Origin of the sequence: Sphingomicrobium aestuariivivum, assembly GCF_024721585.1 — a bacterium.
Lineage (GTDB): Bacteria > Pseudomonadota > Alphaproteobacteria > Sphingomonadales > Sphingomonadaceae > Sphingomicrobium > Sphingomicrobium aestuariivivum.
In genome coordinates this window covers 2,159,315-2,184,236 of sequence record NZ_CP102629.1, presented here as the reverse complement: position 1 = coordinate 2,184,236, position 24,922 = coordinate 2,159,315, and the positions used below count along the sequence as shown (strand labels likewise).

Here is a 24,922-nt window from a genome sequence, read left to right as displayed (position 1 = left end):
CGAGGAGCGCCCGTGGATGCTCGCCTTCTTTGCGCTGCTCGCCTTCATCCTCATCGTCAATCCGGTCGGTTACATAGGCGGTGCGTGGGACGACTGGCAGTACCTCAATGCCGCGCGCTGCTGGGTCGAGAACGGCCCGTGCCTGCCGGGTGACCACTGGCAGGGGCGCTGGCCTGTCATCGCCCCCCTCGCCCTTTCCACCGGCCTCCTCGGAGAAAGCCGGTTCGCGGTCGGACTGCCCTATCTCCTGGCCTTTCTCGCCCTCTGTTTCCTGATCACGCGGATCGGCAACCGGCTCGCCGGGCCACCAATAGGATGGATGGTCGCCACGCTGCTGCTCGCGATCCCCGCAGCGACGATCAAGATGTACCAGCCGAGCGTCGAACCGATCGAACTTGCCCTGCTGGCGGGATCGACGCTGGCCTTGCTCCATTACGGCGACCGACATGACGCACGGCCCATCCTGCTGTCGGGGCTCCTGCTCGGACTGGCTTTCCAAGTCCGCGAAACCGCGCTCCTTGCCGCATTGCCGTTAGCCTTGGGCGCCCTCGCGCTGAAGGCGCCCGTGCGCCACATCGCGCTCGCCGTCACCGCCTTCCTGTTGCCCTTGCTCGTCGAAATGCTCGTTTTCGGACTGCAGACGGGGGACCCCTTCCATCGGCGCGCCTTGTCGCTCGGCCATACGGCAGTGCCCTCGACCGAACTGCGCGGCGAAGTGGCCGAGGGACCACCGCTTTTCAACAGCCAGCTCATTGCCAATTGGAGGCATGTCCCGGGGTTCAGGGTGCATTGGCTCGTCGACGGGCCGTTGAACCTCTTCCTCAATGGTGCTGGAGGGCTGACCCTGCTCCTCAACCTGTTCATCCTTCCATTGGCTTGGAAGCGGCTGACAGGACACGACCGGAGCGTGATCAAGTGGACGACCCTCGTTGGGCTCTATTTCCTCTTCGGCCTGGTCTATGCACTTGCGATCGACCCCAAGCCGCGCATGCTGCTGGTCCCCCTTCTATGCTCGTCCCTCATCTTCGCCATACAGGTCCGGGCATTGTGGCGTGGTGGTGTCCGTCTTGCCGCGGCCACGGTGGTCGCATCCGTGCTCCTTGCAGGCGCCTTCGGGATCGCGGTGCAGCGCGAAATCCGCTCAATCGAGCCTGCGATTGCAAAGGCGATCGCCGACCACCCCGGCAAGATCGAGACCGACGCGGAGACGCGGCGACACCTCGCGCTGGTCGAAGGGGCCGACCGGCTCCTCCCCCTGTCGAGCGATGCGCCCGAACTGATCGTGAAAGTCGATATCGACTGCGCCTTGTGGAGCGAACGCCTGCTCGGCGGAAAACTGGAAGTGGTGCGGGTCTATCCTATGGGTCTCGTCAAGCGGCTGCCGGGAGAGCTGGCGTCCAACATCTGCCATTACCGCTATCGCGAACCGGTGAGCGAGCTGACCGTCTCCAACGCCAAGGACAGGCCGCGCGACGACTATGACCCTTCCCGCGGTTTCCGAATGATCCGCAAGCGGCTGCGGCAAGGCGACTGATCCCCATTAGGCTTTTCTAAAAGTTTGCATCCTATTCACCATTACCGACCAGACACGAATCCATGGGGATATCGCGATGAATGCGTTCGGTAAGCGAGGAAATGTCGGTGGCGCTCGGCCCAGCTTCGGTGTCGCACGCCCGATGAAGGGCGGGCCTGCGCCGGCCCCCAGCGAGGATACCGAAAGCGATCAGTTTCCGCCCGTAGAGGAAGCCTCTTCCTCCGGCGGCGGTGCCGCGAGCCTGTCCGCGATGGACAAGCTCAACGACCGCATGAATTCCGATCACAAGGAAGACAATAGCGGCGAAGGCTTCGAGGCCAGCGTCAACAAGATCAAGGACCAGGTCCTTCCCCGCCTGCTCGAGCGCGTCGATCCCGAGGCCGCTGCCACCCTCGGCAAGGACGAGCTGGCCGAGGAATTCCGCCCGATCATTTCCGAAGTGCTGGGCGAGCTGAAGATCACGCTGAACCGCCGCGAACAGTTCGCGCTGGAAAAGGTGCTGGTCGACGAACTGCTCGGCCTCGGCCCGCTTGAAGAGCTTCTCGCCGATCCGGCCGTCTCGGACATCATGGTCAACGGTCCCGACCAGACCTTCATCGAGCGCAAGGGCAAACTCACGCTCGCCAAGATCCAGTTCCGCGACGAGGAGCATCTGTTCCAGATCGCGCAGCGCATCGTGAACCAGGTCGGCCGCCGCGTCGACCAGACCACCCCGCTGGCCGACGCCCGCTTGAAGGATGGTTCGCGTGTGAACGTGATCATCCCGCCGCTGTCGCTCAAGGGCACGGCGATCTCGATTCGTAAGTTCTCCGACAAGCCGATTACCATCGACATGATGCGCGGTTTCGGCTCCATGTCGGAGAAAATGGCGACCTGCCTCAAGATCGCTGGCGCGAGCCGCATGAACATCGTCATCTCGGGCGGTACGGGTTCGGGTAAGACGACCATGCTCAACGCCCTGTCGAAGATGATCGACCCGGGCGAACGCGTGATCACCATCGAAGACGCCGCCGAACTGCGGCTGCAGCAGCCGCACTGGCTGCCGCTCGAAACCCGTCCCGCCAACCTCGAAGGCCAGGGCGCGATCTCCATTCGCGACCTCGTCATCAACGCCCTGCGTATGCGTCCCGACCGCATCATCCTCGGCGAAATCCGTGGCCAGGAATGTTTCGACCTCCTGGCCGCGATGAACACGGGCCACGACGGCTCGATGGCGACGCTCCACTCCAACAGCCCGCGCGAATGTCTCGCGCGTATGGAGAACATGGTCATGATGGGCGACATCAAGATCCCGAAGGACGCGATTTCGCGCCAGATCGCGGATTCGGTCGACCTCATCGTGCAGGTGAAGCGCCTTCGCGACGGTTCGCGCCGCACCACCAACATCACCGAGGTGATCGGGATGGAAGGCGATGTCATCGTGACGCAGGAACTGTTCAAGTTCGAATATCACGACGAGACGCCCGACGGGAAAATCATCGGCGAATATCGCTCGATGGGCCTGCGTCCCTATACGATGGAAAAGGCCAAGCAGTTCGGCTTCGACCAGCCCTATCTCGAGGCCTGCCTCTAGACACCTTTTCCGCTCCTACAGACGACCAGCAGGCCGCGCTTGTCCCCCGACAGGTGCGGCCTTTACTGTTGCGCAACGAAGCGCGTCGCGTAATCGTTAGGCATGCGTATCGATTAGAACAGGGAGACGGATCATGCGGATTTTGATGGCCGGTGCGGCGGGGCTTGCCGCCATGGGACTCGGGGCCTGTGCCAACTACGGCGCGGAAGATATCGGCCAGGCGATCGGCACCGCGGTGCTCGAGGACCTCATCCGCGATGCGGTCGGCATGGGCTTTCGCGACGAGGCCTTCGTGGCGCGCGATCCCTATCGCCATCCGGTAGAGACGCTGGCCTTCTTCGAAGTGCAGCCGAGCGACACCGTGGTCGAGATCTGGCCGGGCGGCGGCTATTACACGCAGATCCTCGCGCCCTATCTGGGCGATGGCGGCACGCTTTACTCGGTGGCGAGCGAGCGGGGCCTGAGCCGCGTGCGCGAGTTCGTCGCGGCCAATCCTGCCTATGGCAGCACAGTCCGCTATGCCGACTTCCCGTGGGAAGCGGGCGAAGTGATGGTGCCGTCGGGCTCGGCCGACAAGGTGCTGACCTTCCGCAACGTGCACAATTGGGAGATGGGCGACGAGCCTTATGGAGCCGATGCCTTCGCGCAGATGTTCGACATGCTGAAGCCGGGCGGCCTGCTCGGCGTGGTCGAGCATCGCCTGCCCGAGAATGCCCCCGCCGAACGCGAGGGCGGTTCGGGTTACATGAAGACCTCGACGGTCATCGCGATGGCGCAGGCCGCTGGCTTCGAATATGTCGGGGCGAGCGAGATCAATGCCAATCCCAAGGACACGGCCGACTGGCCCGAGGGGGTGTGGACGCTGCCGCCGACGCTGCGTCTCGGCGATGTGGATCGCGACCGCTACCTCGCCATCGGCGAAAGCGATCGCATGACGCTGAAATTCCGCAAGCCGCTGTAGGGCCATGAAGGAAGAGGAAGCACGCGCGGCGCTCGTCGGGCGCCGCGCTGCCCTCCTCGCCGAGGACAAGCTCGACGAAGGCGGTCGCGCGCCTGTCGAGCTCGACCAGGAAAGCGTCGGCCGCCTGTCCCGCATGGACGCCATGCAGGTGCAGGAAATGGCCAAGGCGCTCGAACAGCGGCGCAAGGACGAGCGCGCGCGCATCGACGCGGCGCTCGAGCGGATCGAGGTCGGCGAATGGGGCTACTGCCTCGCCTGCGGCGACGAGATCGCGCCGGCACGGCTGGCGCACGATCCCAGCGTGCCGCACTGCATCAAATGCGCCTCCTGAAAAGGAACTAGGAGGCCCCCTCCCCCATTGAATGCAAAACGGCGTCGGCCCGTGATCGGCAAGGCGCGAAGATAGGGGTGAAATTTGCATGAGTGACGACAAGGCCGCCAACGGGGCGCGTATCCTGCTCGTTGAGGACAGTCCGGTGGTGTCGCTGAGCACCGAGGACGCACTGCGTGATCGCGGCTTCTTCGTGGTCGGACCGGCCTATGACATGGCCGCCGCGCTCGACCTGTCGAGCCGCGAGCAGATCGACGCCGCAATCGTGGATCTCAACATCCGCGGCGAGAAATGCTTCCAGGTGCTCGAGATCCTCGAAAAGCGCGACATACCCTTCGTCCTGACCTCGGGCTATGCCGACTGGACCATGCCCGAGGAGTGGATGGAACGCCCGCGCCTCCAGAAGCCCTTCGACGAGGAAGCGCTGCTAAAGAAGGTCGAGAAGCTGGTCCGCGAGAAAGCGGGCTGATCAGAAGGCCGCACTGCCCGACTTGTAGAGCATGTAGGCGGCGACCACGAAGATGAGGCCGGCAAAGACGGTCGTGAGCTGTCCCTTGCTCGACAGGTGGCGGGCCGTGCGCGTGCCGGCGAGGCTGCCGAGGAAGCCGCCGGCGACGAAGATGCCCGCAAGGCCCCAGTCGACGAGGCCGCTGCGCGCATAGTTGAGCGCAGTGGTCAGCCCGAAGGCGGTGACCGCGACGAGGCTCGTGCCGACCGCGTTGATCATTGCCATGCGCGTCGAGGCGACGAGGCCCGGCACGATGAGGAAGCCGCCGCCGATGCCGAAGAAGCCCGAGAAGACGCCGCTGCCGAGGCCGTAGGCGCCGACCTTTGGGGCATTGCCGCGGTGGAGACGCGCCTCGCTGTCGCCGACCGCCTTGCGGCCCTTGAGCATCAGGATGCCGACGAGGATCATCACGAGCGCGAAGAGGAACAGGAGCTTCTGGCCATCGAACGCCTTGCCCGCGGTCGAGCCGAAGAAGGCGCCGATGATGCCGGCGCCTGCATAGAGGAGCCCGATCTTCCACTTCACCGTGCCCGCGCGGGCGTGGCCGCCGAGCCCCAATGCAGCGTTTGCTGCAACCGCCAGCGCGCTCGTGCCGATGGCGACGTGCGGTTCGGAAACGCCGACGAGATAGACCATCAGCGGCACGGCGAGGATCGAACCCCCGCCGCCGATGAGGCCGAGGCTGAAGCCGACGAGCGCGCCCGAGAAGGCGCCGGTGAAGAGGTAGACGAGATCCATCGGGGCCTAGTCGCGTTCGAGGATGAAGCGGTGGCCGACCATGCCGACGAGCATCGCGATGACGAAACCCGCGACCTGCCCGAAGTTCACCCCGAGCGAGGCGATCGCGGGGCCCGGGCACAGGCCGCCGAGGCCCCAGCCGATGCCGAACAGCGCGCTGCCGCCGAGCAGCTTGCCGTCGAGCTTCTTGGTGCCAGGCAGGTGCCATTCGGCGTCGGCGAAAGGATGGGTCATGCCCTTCTGGAGGAACCAGGCGACCGCCATGACGGCGAGCGCGCCGCCCATGACGAAGGCGAGCGTGGGATCCCAGTTGCCGAACAGGTCAAGGAAGCCGCGCACGCGCGCGGGGTCCATCATGCCCGAGATGGCAAGGCCGCCGCCGAACAGGCTGCCGGCGAGAAGGGTGAGGAGATGTTGGCGCATTACCAGCCCTTTCCGAGCGCGTTCATGAGGGCGACGGTGGCGATGCCCGCGCCCATGAAGGTCAGCGTGGCGCTGATCGAGCGCTGCGACAGGCGGCTCATGCCGCACACGCCATGGCCCGAGGTGCAGCCCGAGCCCATGCGCGTGCCGAAGCCGACGAACAGGCCAGCGGCGATCAGCATCCACATCTCGGGCGGGAAGCGCGCCTCGATGGTGCCGGTCACGAACTGGACGATCACCGCGCCCAGCACGAGGGCGATGATGAAGGTGATGGCAAGGCTGCGCGGCGGGCCGCTGTCGGCGATGCCGGCGGCGCGCGCGGTCAGCCCGCTGACACCGGCGATGCGGCCGATGCCGAGCAGCATGATGGCGGCGGCAAGGCCGATCATGAGGCCGCCCACCAACCCCTCGAGGGGCTGGGCATGTTCAAAGCCAGGGATGGTCATGAGAGACTTTCTCAGAGGGTGTTGATGGGAATCTTGATGTAGGAGACGCCATTGTCCTCGGGGTCGGGCAGGCGCCCGCCGCGGATGTTGACCTGCACCGAGGGCATGATGAGCTCGGGCATGGCGAGGTTCTTGTCGCGCGTGGTGCGCATCTCGACGAACTCTTCCTCGGTCACGCCGTCGCGGACATGGACATTCTCGTCGCGCTGCTGGCCGACGGTGGTTTCCCAGGCGTAATCGTCGCGCCCCGGCGCCTTGTAATCGTGACACAGGAAGATGCGCGTCTCGCGCGGCAGGTCGAGGAGGCGACGGATCGAGCGATAGAGCTCGTTGGCGCTGCCACCCGGAAAGTCGGTCCGCGCGGTGCCGAAGTCGGGCATGAAGATGGTGTCGCCGACAAAGGCCGTGTCGCCGATGACATAGGCCATGTCGGCGGGCGTGTGGCCGGGCACGTGGAGCGCGATGGCCTCGAGATTGCCGATACGGAAGCGCTCGCCATCGACGAAGAGATGGTCGAACTGCGAGCCGTCACGCTCGAAGTCGGTGCCGGCGTTGAAGATCTTGCCGAACACGTCCTGCACGCGGATGATGTCCTTGCCGATGGCGAGCTTGCCGCCGAGCTTGCCCTGCAACCACGGCGCGGCCGAGATATGGTCGGCATGAGCATGGGTCTCCATGACCCATTCGACCTCGAGCCCCTTTTTCTCGACATAATCCGCGACGAGGCCGGCCGAGCGGGTCGCGGTGCGGCCCGAGGCGGCGTCATAGTCGAGCACGCTGTCGATGATCGCGGCCTTGCCCGTCGCGGCATCGTGGACGACGTAGCTGACGGTATTGGTGGCCTCGTCGAAGAAGCCGGCGATGGTCGGGCGCTTTTCTTCATCGTCGCGGGCCGCCTCGATGATCGAGCGCGCCTCGCCGAGCGCCTTGTCAGTGATGGTTTCCATAATCCCCAAACGCGGTCGTTGTTCGAATTTCTCCATGATACATAGTTACATAGAGCCGGACGTCAAGGCTGGCGGACAAGCAAAAAGGCGGCCCGACCGAGGTCGGAACCGCCTTTTGGATTTCCCTTTGGAAGGGAGGTCATGGTGGGCGTGGCAAGGATTGAACTTGCGACCCCTACGATGTCAACATAGTGCTCTACCACTGAGCTACACGCCCATGACGGAAGCGGCATCTAGGAGAGGATCGCCGCCTTGCCAACCCCTTTTTTGCAGCTTTTTCAAGATGAGCCGAAAAAGCTCGGAAAAGCTGCGGCGGGTTTACAACCTGCCGTGCTGGTCCTCGGTCTGGAACATGCGATCGACCTCGGCGACGAGGTCCTTGAGGTGGAAGGGCTTGGACAGGAGCTTGGCCTCGGGCGCGGTGCGCCCCGCCTGCAACGCGACGGCGGCAAAGCCGGTGATGAACATCACGCGGATGTCGGCATCGAGGCTGCTCGCCTTCTGCGCCAGCTCGATTCCGTCCATCTCGGGCATCACGATGTCGGTGAGGAGGAGGTCGAACTTCTCGGCTTCGAGCAGCGGCAGCGCCTTGGTCCCGCAGTCGACCGCGACGACATCATAGCCGACGCGCTCGAGGGCGCGGGCGAGATATTCGCGCATCGACGTATCGTCTTCGGCTAGCAGGATCCTCGACATGATGTCCCTATGCGCCTGTCGGGCGAAATTTTCCAGCCGTTAAGGACAATCGCGACGCCACTGTCGCAAAGTGGTACGGGAAACGACAAGATGCTTCCCGAGCCCGATCTTCCCGCCCCGCGCATTTTCACGCCCGCCAGGGCCAGCCCGCTGGTCCTGTCGGTGCCGCATTCGGGACGCGACTGTCCGCCCTGGCTGGCGCGGCAGGCGGCAGGCGGCACACGAGCGATTCTCGCGCTCGCCGATCCCTATGTCGACCGGCTGGTGGCGCCGCTTGTCGAGGCGGGGCATGGCGCAGTCGTGGCGCAGGCGCCGCGCGCCGCGCTCGATCCCAATCGCGATCCGGCGGAGAAGGTGCCCGCGCTGCACCCCGAGGCCCCTGCCCCGCCGCCGATGAGCAAGGCGGCGCGCGGGCTCGGCATCGTCATTGCTAGGAATGCGGCGGGCAAGCCCTTGTGGAAGACGCCACTGGCAACAGAAGCGTTCGAGCGGCGCGTCGCCGTGGGTTGGCGCGCCTATCACGAGGCATTGTCGGCGATGATCGAAGAGGCCCGCGCGCGCTTCGGCGCGGCGGTCCTGCTCGATTGCCATTCGATGCCGCCACGCCGGCGCGGGCTGCCGCGGATCGTGCTCGGTGACCGCGACGGCGCGAGCGCGGCGCCGTTCGTGGCGGCGGCCGCGACACGGGTGATCGAGGCGGCCGGGCTCGAGGCGGGATTGAACCACCCTTATGCGGGCGGCGAGATCGTGCGGCGGCACGGGCAGCCGGGGATGGACGTGCACGCGCTCCAGCTGGAGATCGACCGCTCGCTCTATCTCGACCGCGCGCTGCGCGTACCGGGCAGCGGGATGGCGCGCATCACGCGGCTGGTATCGGCGGTAGCAGCGTCGCTGGAAGCTGCGGTGCTCGAAGGGCGGGCGCGCGCGGCGGAATGAAAAAAGGCCCCGCTCCGTCAGGGAGCGAGGCCTTCTTTCTTCGAGGCTGGAAGGGCGTCGCTACGCCTTCTTGCCTTCGAGTTCCTCGACCGTGACCGGGCCCTTGCCGGCGCGGACCTGACGGGCGAACACGTCGCGGATCTGGCCGAGCGAGAAGAGGTGCGCGATGACGACCGAGAGCATGCCGCTCTGGTTCATCTTGCGCAGCTTGTCGCCCGACAGTTCGCGGAACTTGGCTTCGTCGACCATGCGGAAACCGCGATAGAGATAGGGCTTTTCCATGCCGTCGGGCTGGATGGCGACTTCGCCGTCCATCAGGATGTCGAGCTTCTTCAGTTCTTCAACGAAGGCGGCGGTGCGCTGCGCCGAGGTTTCGAACTGTTCGCAGAACTTGAGGATGTCCTGGGTGCGCTGCGAGGGCGCGTCGCCGTCGAACAGCGGGTCGCCGTCCTTGTGATCACCGATGACGTCGGCGGTCGGGTCGACGCACAGCGACAGCTCTTCCGAATCCTGCTTGAGGCGGGCAAGCATGAAGGGGTAGCGGCGCAGGTAGGCCGGCAGGTAGATGCGCTCGTCGATGAGGTTGCCCTCGTCGTCGATGAAGGCGTTGGCGCCCTCGTTGAGGCCCATGAGGGCGATCGGGAGCATGTTCTCGCCGGTGGTGAAGACGACGGGGAAGTAGCGCTGGAGAAGCGGGATTTCCTCGACGGTGACCGGCACCGCGTGCATCTTCGAGGCGAAGGGCAGCTTGGCGAAATTCTTGATCGTCAGCTTGCCGTGCTTTTCCTTCGTGATGGGTTCGAGGTCATTGTACATGACCGGCAGAACACCCTTGGGCGCTTCAGTCGCCATTTCCATTGTCTCCTGGAGATAATTGTCGACGGCCCTCGGCATCACTGCCCCCCGGGTCCGTCTCGGGATTGAACTCGGTGAGCCATCTAGGAATTTTCATAACCCCGCGCAAGCGCACGGAAGCCACAGGCCCGAGCAAAAATTCATTTACGGTTCAATCGCCGGATGGCAATCGGCTGGACCTGATGGGAACGAGCAGATGATCCTGACCGCGCTAAGCGCCTTCCTTCTGGCGGGAGCCGAGCAGCCGACGCGCGTGATGCGCTCGGCGCCCGAAGCCGCGCCGGAGGTGCGCCGCGTGATCATCCGCAACCAGCTCGTCATCCGCGTGCCGATCCGCCCCAAGCGCTCCGAGCAGAGCCAGTTCGCGCTCGAACGCGGCCCGCGCTGCTTCGCCAGCGAGAAGATCGCGGGGGCCCGGCTCGCCGGCCCGCGCAGCATCGACTTCCTGCTCGACGACAACAGCCGTATTCGCGTGGCGATGGACAACCGCTGTCCGAGCCTCGATTTCTATGGCGGTTTCTACGTCCAGCCCGACGACGACCGGCTGTGCGCACGCCGCGATGTCATCCGCACGCGGATGGGCGGTTCGTGCCGTATCGACAGCTTCCAGCGCCTTCGCCCGCTGGCGGACGGCGCGGCGCGCTGATTGAAGGCGCCGGTGGCGGCGCGAATCTTGACCTTGGCCATATAAACGGGCAAGGCGCGCGGGCGGGTTTTCGCCCGTCATTTTTATAATTTTTTCCGGATATTTTCATGGGTTTTGCCGAACTCGGCCTTTCTGACGAACTCCTGCGTGCTGTCGATGACAGCGGCTATACCGAGCCGACCCCGATCCAGGCCAAGGCGATCCCGCCGACGCTGATGGGCAAGGACCTCATCGGGATCGCGCAGACCGGCACGGGCAAGACGGCGAGCTTCGTGCTCCCCATGATCGACGTCCTTGCGCAGGGCCGCAGCCGCGCCCGAATGCCGCGCAGCCTCATCCTCTGCCCGACCCGCGAACTGGCGCAGCAGGTCTCTGAGAATTTCGAGAAGTACGGCAAGTATCACAATCTCTCGATGGTGCTGCTGATCGGCGGCGTCCAGATGGGCGACCAGGTCAAGGCATTGGACGGCGGCGTCGACGTGCTGATCGCCACCCCGGGCCGACTGCTCGACCTGTTCGAGCGCGGCAAGATCCTGCTCACCGCCTGCGACCTTCTCGTCATCGACGAAGCCGACCGCATGCTCGACATGGGCTTCATCCCCGACATCGAGAGCATCTGCATGAAGCTGCCGACGCAGCGCCAGACCTTGCTCTTCTCGGCCACCATGCCGCCGCCCATCAAAAAGCTCGCGGATCGCTTTCTCAATGACCCCAAGACGGTCGAGGTGGCGCGCGCGGCGACGACCAACAAGAATATCGAGCAGATCGTCGTGCCGGTGGTGCCCAAGGACAAGATCGCCGCGCTGCGCGAGATCCTGCGCCTGCCGCAGAGCGAAACGGCGATCGTCTTCTGCAACCGCAAGACCACGGTTCGCGACCTGGCGACGAGCCTGAGGCGTTCGGGGTTCAACGTCGGCCAGATCCAGGGCGACATGGACCAGGCCAACCGCATTGCCGAGCTCGACCGTTTCAAGGCGGGCGAGATCAATGTCCTCGTGGCAAGCGATGTCGCCGCGCGCGGGCTCGACGTGAAGGGTGTCTCGACGGTCGTCAATTATGACGTGCCCTTCCATCCCGACGATTATGTCCACCGCATTGGCCGCACCGGCCGCGCGGGTGCGACTGGCACCGCTTATTCGCTGGTGACGCCGGCGGACGAGGAGCTCATCGAGACGATCGAGAAGCTGACCAAGCACAAGATCAAGCGCGTCGGCGGCTCGGCCGCGGCGGCGAAGGTCAAGTCGGACAAGCCCAAGCCCGAAGCCAAGCCGCAGGACGATGCCGGGGACGCCGAAGCGCCCAAGCGCTCGCGTCGCAAGAAGGCCGAGAAGGACGAGGCGCCCGAGGGCAAGCAGCGCGAGAAGCGCGAGCGCAAGCCGCGGGCTAAGAAGGTCGAGGCCGTGGCCGAAAAGGACGAAGCGCCGTTGACTTCGCCCAGCGTCATTCCGTCCTACAATAACGACTGGAACGGGCCGCTGCCCGACTTCCTGCACGTCGGGACGAAGGGCTAGCCGCCTTCGGACCCGCGCGCGCGGGTCCAGTAATCATCGGCATAGCGGAACAGGCACAGGCGCGCCGTGCTCGTCGCGCTTTGGCGTGCGTCGGCGACGACGCTCGCCGTCGGGCCGTAGCGCGGATCGTCATAAATTACTTCCGCGCAGGCGTTTGCGGTAAGGGCGACGAGCATCGGGCGCCCTGCCCCCTGTAGCGGCAGGTCCCGTGCGGAAGGGACGAAGGTGAGATAGCTTTTCGCGCTCTCGGCCATTTCGATGTCATCGCCATGCGCCGCGATCCACGAGCGCGCTGCGGCTTCGCCATCTCGGCTGTGCGGGAAATTGAGGATCGTACCGAGCCCGAGCAGCAGGTGGAGGCCGAGCAGGCCGATGGCGAGCGGTTCGATCCGCCCCCTGCCCCGCGCCGCGACGAAGGCGCCATGCGCGAGGGCGGCGAGCGCGGCAAGGCCAAGGAACATGCGCGCCTTGGGATCCACCGCGAGCCCCCAGGTAAGGAGGAGGACGACGAGCAGCGTGGCTGCCATTGCGCGAGCGAGGGTCGCCCGCGCCTCGGGCGCCAGCGTGCGGCGCAGGAGCAGTCCTCCGAGGGCGGCGGTGAGGAGGAGCGGGCCGAGGCGGCCGCCTGCAATGAGGTTGAGCCAGCCGTCGATCGGCCACCAGATCTCCACCCCTGCCTCGCGGCGCCATGCGGCGATATAGGCGGGGTTGAAGAGCGGCGACTGGCTGGTGTCGAAGCCCTCGGGCAATTCGGCCGACGGGATACCGGTGTGCGACAGCGCCAGCGCGTATCGGTAGAAGGGGTCGCCGGTCGCCAGCGCATAGACGAGCATCTCCGCGCCGAGGCCCAGGGCGAGGCCGGGGACCGCCCAGAGGAGCGGGCGGCGGCGGGTGGGGTCGAGGAACAGCCAGGCGAGCGCGCCCGCGCCGAGGACGAGGATCGAGGTGTTGCGGGTGGCCATGGCAAGCGCGGCGAGCAGGCCGCCGGCAAATGCCCAGCGCGCCGAGCCGTCGCGCCAGGCGATGGTGACGGCGGTCAGCGCGAGGAGTTGGAAGGCCAGCTCGGTGACGTTGGGATTGGGGGTGAGCGCGAAGGTCGTGAACACGGGCGTTGCGGCAAGCGCGAGGAGCGCTGCCACACCGGCACGCCAGCCGAACCAGCGCGTGGCGAGCGCGGCAATGCCGAATAAAGCGAGCCCCCAAGAGAGGCTCGCACCGATCCCGAGCGCCGCGCGGCTGTCGCCAAGGAGCGCGAGCGCGGCGGCGGCAGGAGCGATCACCGGCCAGCGCGTGCCCCAATGGTCGTCCGGGAGGCAGGGTGTCCCCGCCTCGACCCAGCAGCGCGCAACGGCGAGATAGCGTTCGTCATCGGCGCCCGCACCGACATAGCCGACGGGGTTGAGCCACAGGCAGAAGAGCGCGAACAGGCTCGCCGCCAAAAAGGCGACGGACATCATCCGCCTTTCGTCAGCGGGGGCCGTGATGCGCTCCATCTTCATTGCCGGTCATCTGGCCCGAAGATGGTAAAATCCGCGTTAAGATCCGCGTGCGCGATAGCGGGCGAGCGCGGCGTCGGCATGGGCCTCGAACCGCCCTTCGGCAATCGCCTCGCGCATGGCCCGCATCCAGTCCTGGTAGAAGTGCAGGTTGTGACCGGTCATCAGCTGCGCGCCAAGGATCTCGCCCGAGCGGACGAGGTGATGGACATAGGCGCGGCTGAAGTCCGAACAGGTCGGGCAAGCGCATTCCGCATCGAGCGGTGCCTCGTCCTCGGCGAATTTGGCGTTGCGGATGTTGATCGGCCCGTCGCGGGTGAAGGCCTGCCCCGTACGCCCCGAGCGCGAGGGCAGCACGCAATCGAACATGTCGATGCCGCGGCGCACCGCCTCGACGAGGTCGTCGGGCTTGCCGACGCCCATGAGGTAGCGCGGCTTGTCATGCGGCAGCATGGGGGCAGCGAAGTCGAGGGTGGCGCACATCTTCTCATGCCCCTCGCCCACCGCGAGCCCGCCGACGGCATAGCCGTCGAAGCCGATCTCGAGCAGCTTGTCGGTCGAGATGCGGCGCAGGTCCTCATACATCGAGCCCTGCTGGATGCCGAACAGCGCCGAGCGGCTGGCATGTTCCTCGCCGCTGTCAAAGCCGTCGCGGCTGCGCCTTGCCCAGCGCATCGACATGAGCATCGACTTTTCCGCGACCTCGTGGGTGGCGGGGTAAGGCGTGCATTCGTCGAAGGCCATGACGATGTCGGACCCCAGCTTGCGCTGGATCGCCATTGATTCCTCCGGGGTGATCATGTGGCGAGAGCCGTCGAGGTGCGACTTGAAGGCGACGCCCTCCTCGGTGATCTTCCTGAGGTCGCCGAGGCTCATCACCTGATAGCCGCCGCTGTCGGTGAGGATCGGCTTGTCCCAGTTCATGAACTTGTGGAGGCCGCCAAGGCGCTCCATCCGGTCGGCGCCGGGGCGCAGCATGAGGTGGTAGGTGTTACCGAGCAGGATGTCGGCGCCGGTGGCGGCGACCTCGGACGGGCGCATCGCCTTGACGGTGGCAGCGGTACCGACGGGCATGAAGGCGGGGGTCTGGATGACCCCGCGCTGCATGGTGATCGCGCCGCGCCGCGCGGCCCCGTCGGTCGCGGAAACAGTAAAGGAAAATCGTGACATGGCGCGCCCTTAGCGGCTCGGGCGCGCCTTTTCCACTATTCGAAATCGTAGACGATGGTGATGCGGCTGAGCGTGTCGGTGCCGGGGCGATCCAAGGGCGGGTCGCTCTCGTGGTCGACGCGGAAGGCAAGACGCGCGAGGAGGTTGCCGCCGAGGTCGGCCTCGAGGCCGGTTTCGCTGCGGAAGGTACTGCCGTCGGCCTGCAGGAAGGCGTCGGCGTCCTGCGTGAAGGAGAGCCGCGGGCCGATGGCGGCGGTGAGCGTGGTGGCGGCGAGGCCGGCGAGACGCTGCGTATCCTCCTGCTCGAGCCAGTCGGTGCGGCGCCACGCGGGGCCGGCCTTGAACGACCAGTTGAGGCCCTTGCGGTCGAACAGGCGGTAGCCCGCCCCGCCCGACAGCGAGATGCGGCTGTCGATGCCCTGCGTGCGGTCGCGCTCGGCCTCGACGAGGCCATAGGTGAAGAGGCGATCAGTGACGTCATATTGCGGCTCGTACCCGGCGATCAGCTGTTCGCGCGTCGTCTCGTCATTGGCGGTGCGCCAGTCGACATGAAGGCGAAAGCGGTGGCGCCAGTCGACGCCCTCGCGCTGGAGCTTCAAACCGGCGGACAGGCCGCTCTCCTCGCTCGAGCCGGTGGCATGGTAGCCGCCAAGCTCGCCGCGGCCCGACCAATGGTCGAGGAAGGAACCGTTACGCAGCGTGGCAAGCCGTTCGCTTTCCTTCGCGGCGGTAATCTCCGCGAGGCGGGCGCGGGCTTCGGCCTCGAGGCTGTCGAGCGCAAGCCTTTCATCGGGATAGGCCTCGCGGGCGAGCGCGATCACGGTGTCGAGCTTGGCCTTGTCGCCGCTCTCGGCGGCGCGCTCGACGAGGGTGGCCACGCCTTCGGGCGGCGCGGCGCCGAGCGGCGTGGTGGTGGCGATGCCGGCGAGCGCCAGCGCGAGAGTTCGGCGGTGCATGATGTTCCCTTTCGCGCGGTCCCCTAGCAAGGGCGGTTCGGCGCGTCACCCGGAACGGCAGGCTCGAGAGGCTCGTTTCACCCCCATACCGACCCCAGGAGGAGTAAGTACATGGGACTGTTCGATATTTTCAAGAAGGATGATGGCAAGGAGCTGTTCGACGAGGCCTCGGATGCCGAGGTGAAGGCCGAATCGATCCGCCGCGAGATCGACCGCATGGGCCTAGAGGGCGACATCAAGGTGCGCGTCGAGGGCGACAAGGTGAAGATTTCGGGCAAGGTGCCCGACCAGGCCACCAAGGAAAAGCTGATGGCGATCGCGGGCAATACAAAACATATCTCGGGCGTCGACGATGGCGAACTTGCCGCCACGCGCGCCGGGACCGCGGCCAAGTGGCACCGCGTCGAGAGCGGCGACACGCTGTCGAAGATTGCCAAGGAAGAATATGGCGATGCCAATGCCTATATGCGTATCTTCGAGGCGAACAGGCCGATGCTCGAGGATCCCGACAAGATTTATCCGGGGCAGGTGCTGCGCATCCCGCAGGAGGAAGGCGCCCTCGCCTGAACCGGTTAAGATTGATTTTTTTGGTTAAAAACGGCTAAGTCCCTGCAGCTTCAACAGCTGTGGGGACTTGGTCATGGAAAACAAGACGGTACTTCTGGTTACCGGCATCGTGATGCTCATCGGTGGCATCCTGGCGCTCTTCAACCCCTTTGCCGCGACACTGGCTGCCGAAATCTTCGCGGCCTGGGTCTTCCTGATCAGCGGGATCCTGCAGGTCATCGCCGCCTTCGCGGGCAAGATTCCGGGCAAGAAGATCTGGCCGATCCTGTTTGGCCTCATCCTCATCTGGCTCGGCTGGAGCCTGCTCGGCCATCCGCTTGCCGGGATCGTCGCGCTGACGATCGTGGTTGGCGTGAGCATCCTCATCGGCGGCATCTCGAAGCTGTTGTGGGGGGTGTTCGCAGAAGGCGTGCGCGCTCGCGGGCTCCTGATCCTGTCGGGCTTCGTGTCGGTCGCGCTGGGGATCATGATCCTCGGCAATATCGCGGGCGCCTCGACGGTGCTCCTCGGCATCATCCTCGGGATCGACCTCGTCTCCTCCGGCATCGCGCTGATCGTGCTGTCGCGCTCGCCCAAGGGCGAGGTGGTGCGCGAGGGCTATGTCGGCTGACGCCTAGCGGCGCGGCAGGAGCAGCGAACTGTCGCCATATGAGTAGAAACGATAGCCGCCTGCGATCGCATGGTCGTAGGCGGCTTTCATGACAGGCAACCCCATCAGCGCCGAGACCAGCATGAAGAGGGTCGAGCGCGGCAGGTGGAAGTTGGTCATCAGGCCGCCGACCGCGCGGAAGCGATAGCCCGGCGTGATGAAGATGTCGGTGTCGGCGGCGAAGGGATGTACGACGCCCTCCTCGTCGGCAGCGCTTTCGAGCAGGCGTAGCGCGGTGGTGCCGACGGCGATCAGCCTCCCGCCGCGTTCGCGAACCGCGTTGAGCCGGGCGGCGGTAGCCTCGTCGATGCGGCCGAACTCGGCATGCATCTGGTGGTCCTCGGTATCGTCGACCTTGACCGGAAGGAAGGTGCCCGCGCCCACGTGAAGCGTGAGCGTCTCGCGCTGGATGCCCTTCGCGTCCACCGCCTCGATCAGCCGATCGGTGAAGTGGAGCGAGGCGGTGGGTGCGGCAACCGCGCCTTCCTCCCGCGCGAACATGGTCTGGTAATCGTCGACATCGGCCTCGTCGACGCCGCGCTTGGAGGCGATATAGGGCGGCAGCGGCATGGTGCCGGCGCGGGTGAGGAGGATCTCGACCGGCTCCTCGCCCTCGAAGCTGAGAAGGATCGAACCGTCCTTGCCGCGCTCCCCCGCGATGGCGGTGACGCCCTGGCCGAAGTCGATGCGGTCGCCGTCGCGGACGCGCTTGGCGTTGCGGACGAAGGCGCGCCAGTCGCGCGGTCCCTCGCGCTTGTGGAGGGTGGCACCGACCTTCGCTTCGCCGCGCCTGCCCTCGAGCTGCGCGGGGATGACCTTGGTGTCGTTGAAGACGAGACAGTCTTCGGGGTTCAGGAGGTCGGGGAGGTCGAGGACCTTCCGGTCGCTGATGTCCTCGCCATTGACGAACAGCATGCGCGCCGCATCGCGCGGGCGCACGGGGCGCAGCGCGATACGGTCCTGCGGCAGTTCGAAATCGAAGGCGTCGACCTTCATCAGCCCTCGGGCTGCTCTTCGGCGGCGGCTTCGACGGTCGCTGCAACGGCGGGCGCGGCGGGCAGCGGGCCGCCAATGCGCGCCGACATGATCTTCGTCGGGTTGGCGGGCGGTTCGCCGGTGTTGATGGTGTCGACGGTGTTCATGCCGCGCTTCACGCGGCCGACGACGGTGTAATTCTCGTCGAGCGCGAACTTGGGCGCGAGCATGATGTAGAACTGGCTGTTGGCGCTGTTCACATCCTCGGCGCGGGCCATGGCGAAGACGCCGCGAAGGTGCGGCAGGGTCGAGAATTCGGCCGGCAGGTCGGGCAGGTCCGAGCCGCCCATGCCGGTGCCCTGCGGGTCACCGCCCTGCGCCATGAAGCCGGGAATGACGCGGTGGAAGATCTGGCCGTCGTAGAAACCCTGGGTGGCGAGCGTCTGGATGCGGTGGACGTGGAGCGGCGCGGCGTCGGGACGCAGCTGGATGTCGATGATGCCGCCATTGTCGAGCGTGAAGGTCAGCGTATTGGCGGGATCCTGCGCGATCTCGGCGGGCACGCGGCCATGGCTGAGCGCGGGCAGCTCGCTCTCGATCTTGGAGCGGTCCTGAGCGGCGGCCGGACTGGCGGCGAGCGCGATCGCGGTCAGGCCGAGCGAAACTTTACCAAGACTTTTGAACATCTTAATCCTTCCTCCCCACGGAAACCTCGCTGGTCTAGCGAGCGTCCGTCAATTTGGGAAGCCTGTTAAAAGGGTGAGCGTGAACGGCGGCTTAGCGGCCGTTTTCGCGGGCCACCCGCTCGGTCACGCGCGCGGCGACTGCGGGCGTGACGAACTTGTCGATGGGACCGCCATAGCGGGCGATCTCCTTGACCAGCCGCGAGGCGATGGGCTGGAGCGAGACGTCGGCCATGAGGAAGACGGTCTCGATCTCGTCGTTCAGTTGCTGGTTCATGCCCGCCATCTGATATTCATACTCAAAATCGGCGACGGCCCGCAGTCCGCGCAGGATCATCGAGGCACCCTGCTCGGCAGCGAAATCCATGAGGAGCGAATTGAAGGTGACGACGGACGCACCCTCGATGTCCGAGATGGCTTCCTCGACCATGGCGACGCGCTCGTTTAGGTCGAACATCGGGCTCTTGGCTGGGTTGGTGGTGACACCGATGACGAGCTTGTCGACCAGCCGTGAGCCGCGCTTGATGATGTCGAGATGCCCGAGCGTCACGGGATCGAAAGTGCCGGGGTAAACGCCGATGCGCATGACTAACGGTCCCTTTCGACGGCGAAGCGGGCGATGGCGCGCAAGAGATCGGCTTCCTCGCCGTGGTGCGCGAGATGTTCGATGGCCTGGTCGACAAGCACCTGCGCCTGTTCGCGGGCGCGGTCCTCGCCCATCAGGCTGACAAAGGTGGCCTTGCCAGCATCCTCGTCCTTTTGCAGCCGCTTTCCGGCCTTTTCCTCGTCGCCGCCGACGTCGAGGAGATCGTCCGCGATCTGGAAGGCGAGGCCGACATTGCGGGCATAACCGCGATAGGGCGTGCGCGCGGCGACGTCCTTCTTGGCCATGATGCAGGCGGCCTCGACGCAATATTCGATCAGGGCGCCGGTCTTGAGCTGCTGGAGGCGGGTGATGTCGTCGAGGTCGAGCTGGCCGACCTTCTCGGCCTCGAGGTCCATGACCTGCCCGCCTGCCATGCCGGCAGGACCGGCGGCGCGGGCGAGCTCGGCGATGAGGTCGCAGCGGACATTGGCGTCGGGGTGCGTCGCCTCGTCGGCGAGGATGGCGAAGGCGAGATCGTGGAGGCTGTCGCCCGCGAGCACGGCGATGGCCTCGTCATAGGCCTTGTGCAGTGTCGGCTTGCCGCGGCGCAAATCGTCATCGTCCATGCACGGCAGGTCGTCGTGGATGAGCGAATAGACGTGGATCGCCTCGATGGCGGCACCGACGCGCAGGGCGCGGGTCTCGTCCATGTCGAACAGGCGCGCGGCGGCGCGCACGAGCAGCGGGCGCATGCGCTTGCCTCCGTCGATCGCGCTGTGCCGCATCGCCGCATAGAGAGGATCGCGACTGTCGCCGGGGCTGGCGAGGATCTCGGCGAAGAGCCGGTCGATCGCGGCGGCGGTCTGGCCGGCCTCCTCGAACAGGTTGGCGGTCGGCCCGGGCATCGGCTCAGCCGGCATCGAAGGGCTCGGTGCCGGAAGGCTTGCCGCCCTCCCCGCCGGTGATCTTCTCGATCCGTTCGCGCGCATCGGCGAGGCGCGCCTCGCAATGCTTCTTCAGCGCTTCGCCGCGCTGGAACAGCTTGATCGATTCGTCGAGCTTCTCGTCGCCGCTTTCGAGGCGCCGAACGATCTTCTCGAGTTCATCGAGGGCATCCTCGAAGGCCATGTCGGCCACCGGCGTGTCGGTCGTGTCGTTCATGGGGCCGACCATGGCGCTTCAGCGGGCCGCAATCAACGGGCGAAAGGATCCTTGATGCCGGGGACGATCTCGGGACGGGTGTCCTCGCCCTCTTCCTCGGCCTTGAGCGCGGCTTCGGCGTCGGCGGCAGCCTGCTCGCGTTCCTTGCGCAGCTCGTTGATCAGCGCATCGCGGTCATGGGCGAGATTTGCATCGGTGACCTCGGCGGTGGTGCCGGCTTCCTTCTGCGCCTTGGCAACGGCGGCGTCGAGTTCGCGCTGGGTCGTCAGGCCGAGCGTGACCGGATCCTTGGGCTGGATGTTGGCCATGTTCCAGTGGGTGCGGTCACGGATATTGCCGATGGTGTTGCGGGTGGTGCCGATGAGCTTGGAGATGGCGCCGTCCGAAACTTCGGGGTGGTTCTTGATGATCCAGGCGATGCCGTCGGGCTTGTCCTGCCGCTTGGAGACGGGCGTGTAGCGCGGCCCCTTGGTGCGGGTCATGGGATCGGGCGCCTTGTGCATCTTGAGATCGTAATTCTCGTCGGCCTGGCCCTTCTCGATTTCCTCGTGGGTCAGCTCGCCCGCGCGGATGGGGTCGCGGCCGGTCAGCTTGGTCGAGGCGGTCTCGTCGGCGATGGCCTGGACCTCGAGGACGTGAAGGCCGCAGAAATCGGCGATCTGGCGGAAGCTCAGCGACGAGTTGTCGACCAGCCAGCTGGCGGTGGCGCTGGGCATCAGGGGTTTGGGCTGTTCGGCCATGATCGGCTCCTCAGAAATAGAAAGGGCCGCCCCTTTTCGGAGCGGCCGGTTATGTTGGGGAGCGATTTACGCCTTTATTGCGCCTTATTCAAGTCGCCACGACTCAGGGCTCGAGGACGATCTTGCCGACATGTTCGCCCGCCGCCATGCGGGCATGCGCGGCCTCGACGTCCGAGAGCGGGAAGCGCTCGTCCATGACGGGGCGCAGGCGCCCGCCCTCGACGAAATTCCACACATGGGCGCGCAATTCGTCGGCGACCATCGTCTTGAAGCGCAAGCTGCGGGCACGCAGCGTGGAGCCGGTGAGGGTCAGGCGGCGGCGCATGATCTGGACGATGGAGATGCTTGCCTCTGCGCCGCGTTGGAAAGCGATGGAGACGTGGCGCCCCTCGTCGGCCATGCAGCTGATGTTGCGCGCGACATAATCGCCGCCGACCATGTCGAGGACGATGTCGACGCCGCGACCCTCGGTGATGTCCTTCACGCGGTCGACGAAATCTTCGGTGTTGTAATTGATCGCGGCATGGGCGCCCGCGTCGAGCGCGGCCTCGACCTTTTCCTCCGAGCCGCAGGTGACGATGATGGTCACGCCGAACAGGCGGCATAGCTTGATCGCCATGGTGCCGATGCCGCTGGTCCCGCCATGGACGAGCGCGATGTCGCCCTCGGCGGCGAAGCCGCGTTCAAAGAGGTTGGTCCAGACGGTGAAGAGCGTCTCGGGCATGGCCGCGGCCTCTTCCATCCGCAGCGTCTCGGGAACGGGCAGCGCGGTGCCCTCGGGCAGGAGGCAATATTCGGCATAGGCGCCGCCGGCGACGAGGCCGCAGACGCGCGCGCCGAGCGGCGTGTCGCAGCCCTCGCCGGCAGCGACGACTTCGCCCGCCAGTTCGAGGCCGAGCACGTCGCTCGCGCCTTCGGGCGGGGGATAGACGCCTTTCACCTGGAGAAGATCGGGGCGGTTGACGCCCGCGGCGGCGACGCGAACGAGCAACTCGCCGGGGCCGGGCTGCGGCAGCGGGCGCTCGACGAGCTCCAGCCGGCCCGGTTCGGGGCTGGTCACGCAACGCATCGTCTCGGGCAGGTCACTCGCCATCGTCTCACCCCCTAAATGGCCGGAGTCGCCTTATTGACAGCGCGCGGCGGCGGGTCAACGCTGGGGCCATGGACGATGAAGACGATTTCAAGCCGGGCGAGCCGATCGTGGAGCTCGGCAAAGAGGATCTCGATCCCCTGAGCGTCGAGGAACTGGATGCAAGGGTGCGCCGGCTCGAGGCCGAGATCGAGCGGGTGAAGGCCCACAAGTCAGGCAAGACGAGCCACATGTCGGCCGCCGACGCGCTGTTCAGGAAGGGCTGAGCCCCTGTCCCTTCGCCCGCCCTTGAAACCCGCCACCGCCACCCGATGTTGAACGGGTAAGGAGATTATTTCATGCCCAGTTTCGCCCGCGAACTCGAACAGACGCTGCACAATGCGCTGGGCGAGGCGAGCAAGCGTCGCCACGAATATGCCACGCTCGAGCACCTGCTGATCGCACTCATCGACGACAATCATGCCGCGCAGGTGATGACCGCCTGCGGGGTGGACCGCGACGAATTGCGCGCCACGGTGAAGCAGTATCTCGACGCCGAACTGGGTGCGCTCGTCTCGGACAGCGCGACCGATCCCAATCCCACGAGCGGCTTCCAGCGGGTGGTGCAGCGCGCCATCCTGCATGTGCAGTCCTCGGGCCGCGACGAGGTGACGGGGGCGAACCTGCTCGTCGCGCTCTTCTCCGAGCGCGAGAGCTATGCCGTCTATTTCCTCCAGCAGCAGGACATGAGCCGTCTCGATGCGGTGACCTATATCAGCCACGGCGTCGGCAAGGGCGAGCCGTCCTCGAGCATCGAGCCCGAGGACGAGGGCAATGACGGGCCGACCGAAGCCAAGGCAGCTGGCGACAAGAAGGAAAGCGCGCTCCAGCAGTTCACGGTCAACCTCAACCAGAAGGCGCGCGACGGGAAGATCGACCCGCTGATCGGCCGCGGCGAGGAAGTCGACCGGACGATCCAGATCCTTTGTCGCCGCTCGAAGAACAACCCGCTCTATGTCGGCGATCCGGGCGTCGGCAAGACCGCGATCGCCGAAGGCCTCGCGCGCAAGATCGTCGAGGGCGAGGTGCCCGAGGTCCTCAAGGAAGCCGTCATCTATGCGCTCGACATGGGCGCGCTGCTCGCGGGTACGCGCTACCGCGGTGACTTCGAGGAGCGGCTCAAGCAGGTCGTGACCGAGCTCGAGAAGATGCCGCATGCCGTGCTCTTCATCGACGAGATCCATACGGTGATCGGCGCTGGCGCGACGAGCGGCGGGGCGATGGACGCCTCGAACCTCCTGAAGCCGGCGCTGTCGAGCGGTGCGATCCGCTGCATCGGCTCGACTACCTACAAGGAATTCCGCAACCATTTCGAGAAGGACCGCGCGCTGTTGCGCCGTTTCCAGAAGATCGACGTCAACGAGCCGACGGTCGACGAGACGATCCAGATCCTGATGGGCCTCAAGGAGAATTTCGAGGAGCATCACGGCGTCAAATATACCGCCGATGCGATCAAGACCGCGGTCGAGCTGTCGAATCGCTACATCAATGACCGCAAGCTGCCCGACAAGGCGATCGACGTGGTCGACGAGGTGGGCGCGATGCAGATGCTCAAGCCCGAGAACAAGCGCAAGAAGACGATCAATGTCGCCGATATCGAGGCGGTGGTCGCGACCATGGCGCGCATCCCGCCGAAGAGCGTGTCGTCGGACGACAAGCGCGTGCTCGAGAATCTCGAGCAGGACCTCAAGCGCGTCGTCTTCGGGCAGGATCTCGCCATCGAGAAGCTGTCCTCTGCGATCAAGCTGAGCCGTGCCGGCCTGCGCGATCCCGACAAGCCGATCGGCAACTATCTGTTCAGCGGCCCGACCGGCGTCGGCAAGACCGAGGTGGCGCGCCAGTTGGCGAGCATCCTCGGCATCCCGCTGCAGCGGTTCGACATGTCCGAATATATGGAGCGCCACGCGGTCAGCCGCCTCATCGGCGCGCCCCCGGGCTATGTCGGCTACGACCAGGGCGGGCTCCTGACCGACGCGGTCGACCAGAACCCGCACAGCGTGCTGCTGCTCGACGAGATCGAGAAGGCGCATCCCGACCTGTTCAACATCCTCCTCCAGGTAATGGACAACGGCAAGCTCACCGACCACCACGGCAAGACCGTCGATTTCCGCAACACGATCCTCATCATGACGACCAATGCGGGCGCGGCCGACATGGCCAAGGAATCGATCGGCTTCGGCAACCTTTCCCGCGAGGACGCGCAGGACGAGGCGGTGAAGAAGATGTTCACGCCTGAATTCCGCAACCGCCTCGATGCGGTCGTGCCCTTTGGCTACCTGCCGCCCGCCGTCGTGGCGCGCGTGGTCGACAAGTTCATCCTCCAGCTCGAGATGCAGCTCGAGGATCGCGGCGTCACCATCGAGCTCGACAAGGATGCGCGCGAGTGGCTCACCGAGAAGGGCTATGACAAGCTCTATGGCGCCCGCCCGATGGCGCGTCTCATCCAGGAGAAGATCAAGCAGCCGCTCGCCGAGGAGCTGTTGTTCGGCAAGCTCGTCGATGGCGGCGAGGTGAAGGTGCACCTCAAGGACGGCGCGCCGTCCTTCGAGATCGTGCCGACCCCGCCCAAGCCCAAGAAGAAGAAGGCGCCGGCCAAGAAGAAGCCCGCGGCCAAGGCCAAGCCCGAGGGCAAGGCGGAAGAGGGCAAGAGCGAGGGCTAGCCCCTCCCCTAGTCATCTTCATTGATCCATGCTTGTGTCGGTCCC

At 65.8% G+C, this 24,922-nt stretch carries 28 protein-coding genes and 1 tRNA gene; 12 read left to right on the top strand and 17 right to left on the bottom strand.

All coding sequences use genetic code 11. The features are described 5' to 3' along the window. Positions 1-16: 16 nt before the first annotated feature. The 5 genes from NUW81_RS11235 (at position 17) to NUW81_RS11215 (ending at position 4,868) form a co-directional block, all read left to right on the top strand. Complete coding sequence (locus tag NUW81_RS11235) at positions 17-1,534, top strand: glycosyltransferase family 39 protein (RefSeq protein ID WP_245113330.1); 1,518 nt, start codon at positions 17-19, stop codon at positions 1,532-1,534. Between the two features lie 76 nt (positions 1,535-1,610). Continuing rightward, positions 1,611-3,107, top strand: coding sequence for a TadA family conjugal transfer-associated ATPase (locus tag NUW81_RS11230; RefSeq protein ID WP_245113329.1), 1,497 nt, complete (start codon positions 1,611-1,613; stop codon positions 3,105-3,107). A 133-nt stretch (positions 3,108-3,240) separates the two neighbouring features. Further along, positions 3,241-4,068 (top strand): class I SAM-dependent methyltransferase, encoded by an 828-nt coding sequence (locus NUW81_RS11225; RefSeq protein WP_245113328.1) that lies wholly within the window; start codon positions 3,241-3,243, stop codon positions 4,066-4,068. Between the two features lie 4 nt (positions 4,069-4,072). Then, entirely contained in the window at positions 4,073-4,399 is a 327-nt protein-coding gene (locus tag NUW81_RS11220; RefSeq protein WP_245113325.1) for a TraR/DksA family transcriptional regulator, read from the top strand. 88 nt (positions 4,400-4,487) lie between these two features. Beyond that, positions 4,488-4,868 (top strand): response regulator, encoded by a 381-nt coding sequence (locus tag NUW81_RS11215; RefSeq protein WP_245113323.1) that lies wholly within the window; start codon positions 4,488-4,490, stop codon positions 4,866-4,868. On the opposite strand, the gene NUW81_RS11210 is transcribed toward NUW81_RS11215, so the two are convergent. From NUW81_RS11210 to cpdR, 6 genes are all read right to left on the bottom strand, one after another. Further along, a complete protein-coding gene (locus NUW81_RS11210; protein ID WP_245113320.1) occupies positions 4,869-5,645 on the bottom strand; it encodes a sulfite exporter TauE/SafE family protein in 777 nt (258 codons plus the stop codon). It lies immediately after the preceding gene. 6 nt (positions 5,646-5,651) lie between these two features. Further along, entirely contained in the window at positions 5,652-6,068 is a 417-nt protein-coding gene (locus NUW81_RS11205; protein WP_245113318.1) for a DUF6691 family protein, read from the bottom strand. Continuing rightward, positions 6,068-6,514: a YeeE/YedE family protein gene (locus NUW81_RS11200; RefSeq protein ID WP_245113315.1), complete on the bottom strand. Its 447-nt coding sequence runs from the start codon at positions 6,512-6,514 to the stop codon at positions 6,068-6,070. Before NUW81_RS11200 ends, NUW81_RS11205 begins: the two co-directional genes overlap by 1 nt. 11 nt (positions 6,515-6,525) lie before the next feature. Then, a complete protein-coding gene (locus NUW81_RS11195) occupies positions 6,526-7,461 on the bottom strand; it encodes an MBL fold metallo-hydrolase (RefSeq protein ID WP_280638890.1) in 936 nt (311 codons plus the stop codon). A 142-nt stretch (positions 7,462-7,603) separates the two neighbouring features. Further along, a tRNA-Val gene (locus tag NUW81_RS11190) sits at positions 7,604-7,678 on the bottom strand. Between the two features lie 101 nt (positions 7,679-7,779). Continuing rightward, the gene (gene cpdR, locus NUW81_RS11185) at positions 7,780-8,157 is read right to left on the bottom strand and encodes a cell cycle two-component system response regulator CpdR (protein ID WP_245113313.1); all 378 of its coding nucleotides are present in this window, start codon (positions 8,155-8,157) and stop codon (positions 7,780-7,782) included. A gap of 90 nt (positions 8,158-8,247) precedes the next feature. Between cpdR and NUW81_RS11180 the strand changes: the two genes are divergently transcribed. Next, entirely contained in the window at positions 8,248-9,093 is an 846-nt protein-coding gene (locus NUW81_RS11180) for an N-formylglutamate amidohydrolase (RefSeq protein ID WP_245113311.1), read from the top strand. Between the two features lie 60 nt (positions 9,094-9,153). On the opposite strand, the gene NUW81_RS11175 is transcribed toward NUW81_RS11180, so the two are convergent. Beyond that, positions 9,154-9,987, bottom strand: coding sequence for a SapC family protein (locus NUW81_RS11175; RefSeq protein WP_245113308.1), 834 nt, complete (start codon positions 9,985-9,987; stop codon positions 9,154-9,156). Positions 9,988-10,144: 157 nt separating this feature from the next. Here NUW81_RS11175 and NUW81_RS11170 point away from each other — a divergent pair, with 157 nt between their 5' ends. Further along, complete coding sequence (locus tag NUW81_RS11170; RefSeq protein ID WP_245113306.1) at positions 10,145-10,594, top strand: hypothetical protein; 450 nt, start codon at positions 10,145-10,147, stop codon at positions 10,592-10,594. Between the two features lie 107 nt (positions 10,595-10,701). After that, positions 10,702-12,105, top strand: coding sequence for a DEAD/DEAH box helicase (locus NUW81_RS11165; protein WP_245113304.1), 1,404 nt, complete (start codon positions 10,702-10,704; stop codon positions 12,103-12,105). On the opposite strand, the gene NUW81_RS11160 is transcribed toward NUW81_RS11165, so the two are convergent. From NUW81_RS11160 to NUW81_RS11150, 3 genes are all read right to left on the bottom strand, one after another. Continuing rightward, entirely contained in the window at positions 12,102-13,562 is a 1,461-nt protein-coding gene (locus tag NUW81_RS11160; RefSeq protein ID WP_260508503.1) for an ArnT family glycosyltransferase, read from the bottom strand. The genes NUW81_RS11165 and NUW81_RS11160 overlap by 4 nt on opposite strands. 78 nt (positions 13,563-13,640) lie before the next feature. Continuing rightward, entirely contained in the window at positions 13,641-14,771 is a 1,131-nt protein-coding gene (gene tgt / locus NUW81_RS11155) for a tRNA guanosine(34) transglycosylase Tgt (protein ID WP_245113300.1), read from the bottom strand. A 35-nt stretch (positions 14,772-14,806) separates the two neighbouring features. Then, positions 14,807-15,727, bottom strand: a complete 921-nt coding sequence (locus tag NUW81_RS11150) for a DUF481 domain-containing protein (RefSeq protein ID WP_245113296.1) — start codon at positions 15,725-15,727, stop codon at positions 14,807-14,809. A 111-nt stretch (positions 15,728-15,838) separates the two neighbouring features. Here NUW81_RS11150 and lysM point away from each other — a divergent pair, with 111 nt between their 5' ends. Next, complete coding sequence (lysM, locus tag NUW81_RS11145) at positions 15,839-16,294, top strand: peptidoglycan-binding protein LysM (RefSeq protein WP_245113294.1); 456 nt, start codon at positions 15,839-15,841, stop codon at positions 16,292-16,294. Between the two features lie 73 nt (positions 16,295-16,367). Further along, the gene (locus NUW81_RS11140) at positions 16,368-16,904 is read left to right on the top strand and encodes an HdeD family acid-resistance protein (protein WP_245113291.1); all 537 of its coding nucleotides are present in this window, start codon (positions 16,368-16,370) and stop codon (positions 16,902-16,904) included. A 3-nt stretch (positions 16,905-16,907) separates the two neighbouring features. Here NUW81_RS11140 and queA read toward each other — a convergent pair whose 3' ends face one another. The 7 genes from queA to NUW81_RS11105 form a co-directional block, all read right to left on the bottom strand. Next, entirely contained in the window at positions 16,908-17,939 is a 1,032-nt protein-coding gene (gene queA, locus NUW81_RS11135) for a tRNA preQ1(34) S-adenosylmethionine ribosyltransferase-isomerase QueA (protein WP_245113289.1), read from the bottom strand. Further along, entirely contained in the window at positions 17,939-18,604 is a 666-nt protein-coding gene (locus tag NUW81_RS11130; RefSeq protein WP_280638889.1) for a peptidylprolyl isomerase, read from the bottom strand. The genes queA and NUW81_RS11130 overlap by 1 nt, the downstream gene beginning before the upstream one ends. Positions 18,605-18,695: 91 nt before the next feature. Further along, positions 18,696-19,187, bottom strand: coding sequence for a pantetheine-phosphate adenylyltransferase (coaD, locus tag NUW81_RS11125; RefSeq protein ID WP_245113287.1), 492 nt, complete (start codon positions 19,185-19,187; stop codon positions 18,696-18,698). Between the two features lie 2 nt (positions 19,188-19,189). Beyond that, the gene (locus NUW81_RS11120; protein ID WP_245113284.1) at positions 19,190-20,092 is read right to left on the bottom strand and encodes a polyprenyl synthetase family protein; all 903 of its coding nucleotides are present in this window, start codon (positions 20,090-20,092) and stop codon (positions 19,190-19,192) included. 4 nt (positions 20,093-20,096) lie between these two features. Then, positions 20,097-20,348: an exodeoxyribonuclease VII small subunit gene (locus NUW81_RS11115; protein WP_245113282.1), complete on the bottom strand. Its 252-nt coding sequence runs from the start codon at positions 20,346-20,348 to the stop codon at positions 20,097-20,099. 32 nt (positions 20,349-20,380) lie between these two features. Then, entirely contained in the window at positions 20,381-21,064 is a 684-nt protein-coding gene (locus NUW81_RS11110) for a cell cycle transcriptional regulator TrcR (protein WP_376741969.1), read from the bottom strand. A 127-nt stretch (positions 21,065-21,191) separates the two neighbouring features. After that, positions 21,192-22,181, bottom strand: a complete 990-nt coding sequence (locus tag NUW81_RS11105; RefSeq protein WP_245113278.1) for an NAD(P)H-quinone oxidoreductase — start codon at positions 22,179-22,181, stop codon at positions 21,192-21,194. Between the two features lie 68 nt (positions 22,182-22,249). On the opposite strand from NUW81_RS11105, the gene NUW81_RS11100 reads away from it, so the two are divergent. After that, complete coding sequence (locus NUW81_RS11100; protein WP_245113276.1) at positions 22,250-22,444, top strand: DUF1192 domain-containing protein; 195 nt, start codon at positions 22,250-22,252, stop codon at positions 22,442-22,444. 72 nt (positions 22,445-22,516) lie between these two features. Beyond that, the gene (gene clpA / locus NUW81_RS11095) at positions 22,517-24,877 is read left to right on the top strand and encodes an ATP-dependent Clp protease ATP-binding subunit ClpA (protein WP_245113274.1); all 2,361 of its coding nucleotides are present in this window, start codon (positions 22,517-22,519) and stop codon (positions 24,875-24,877) included. Positions 24,878-24,922 lie beyond the last annotated feature (45 nt).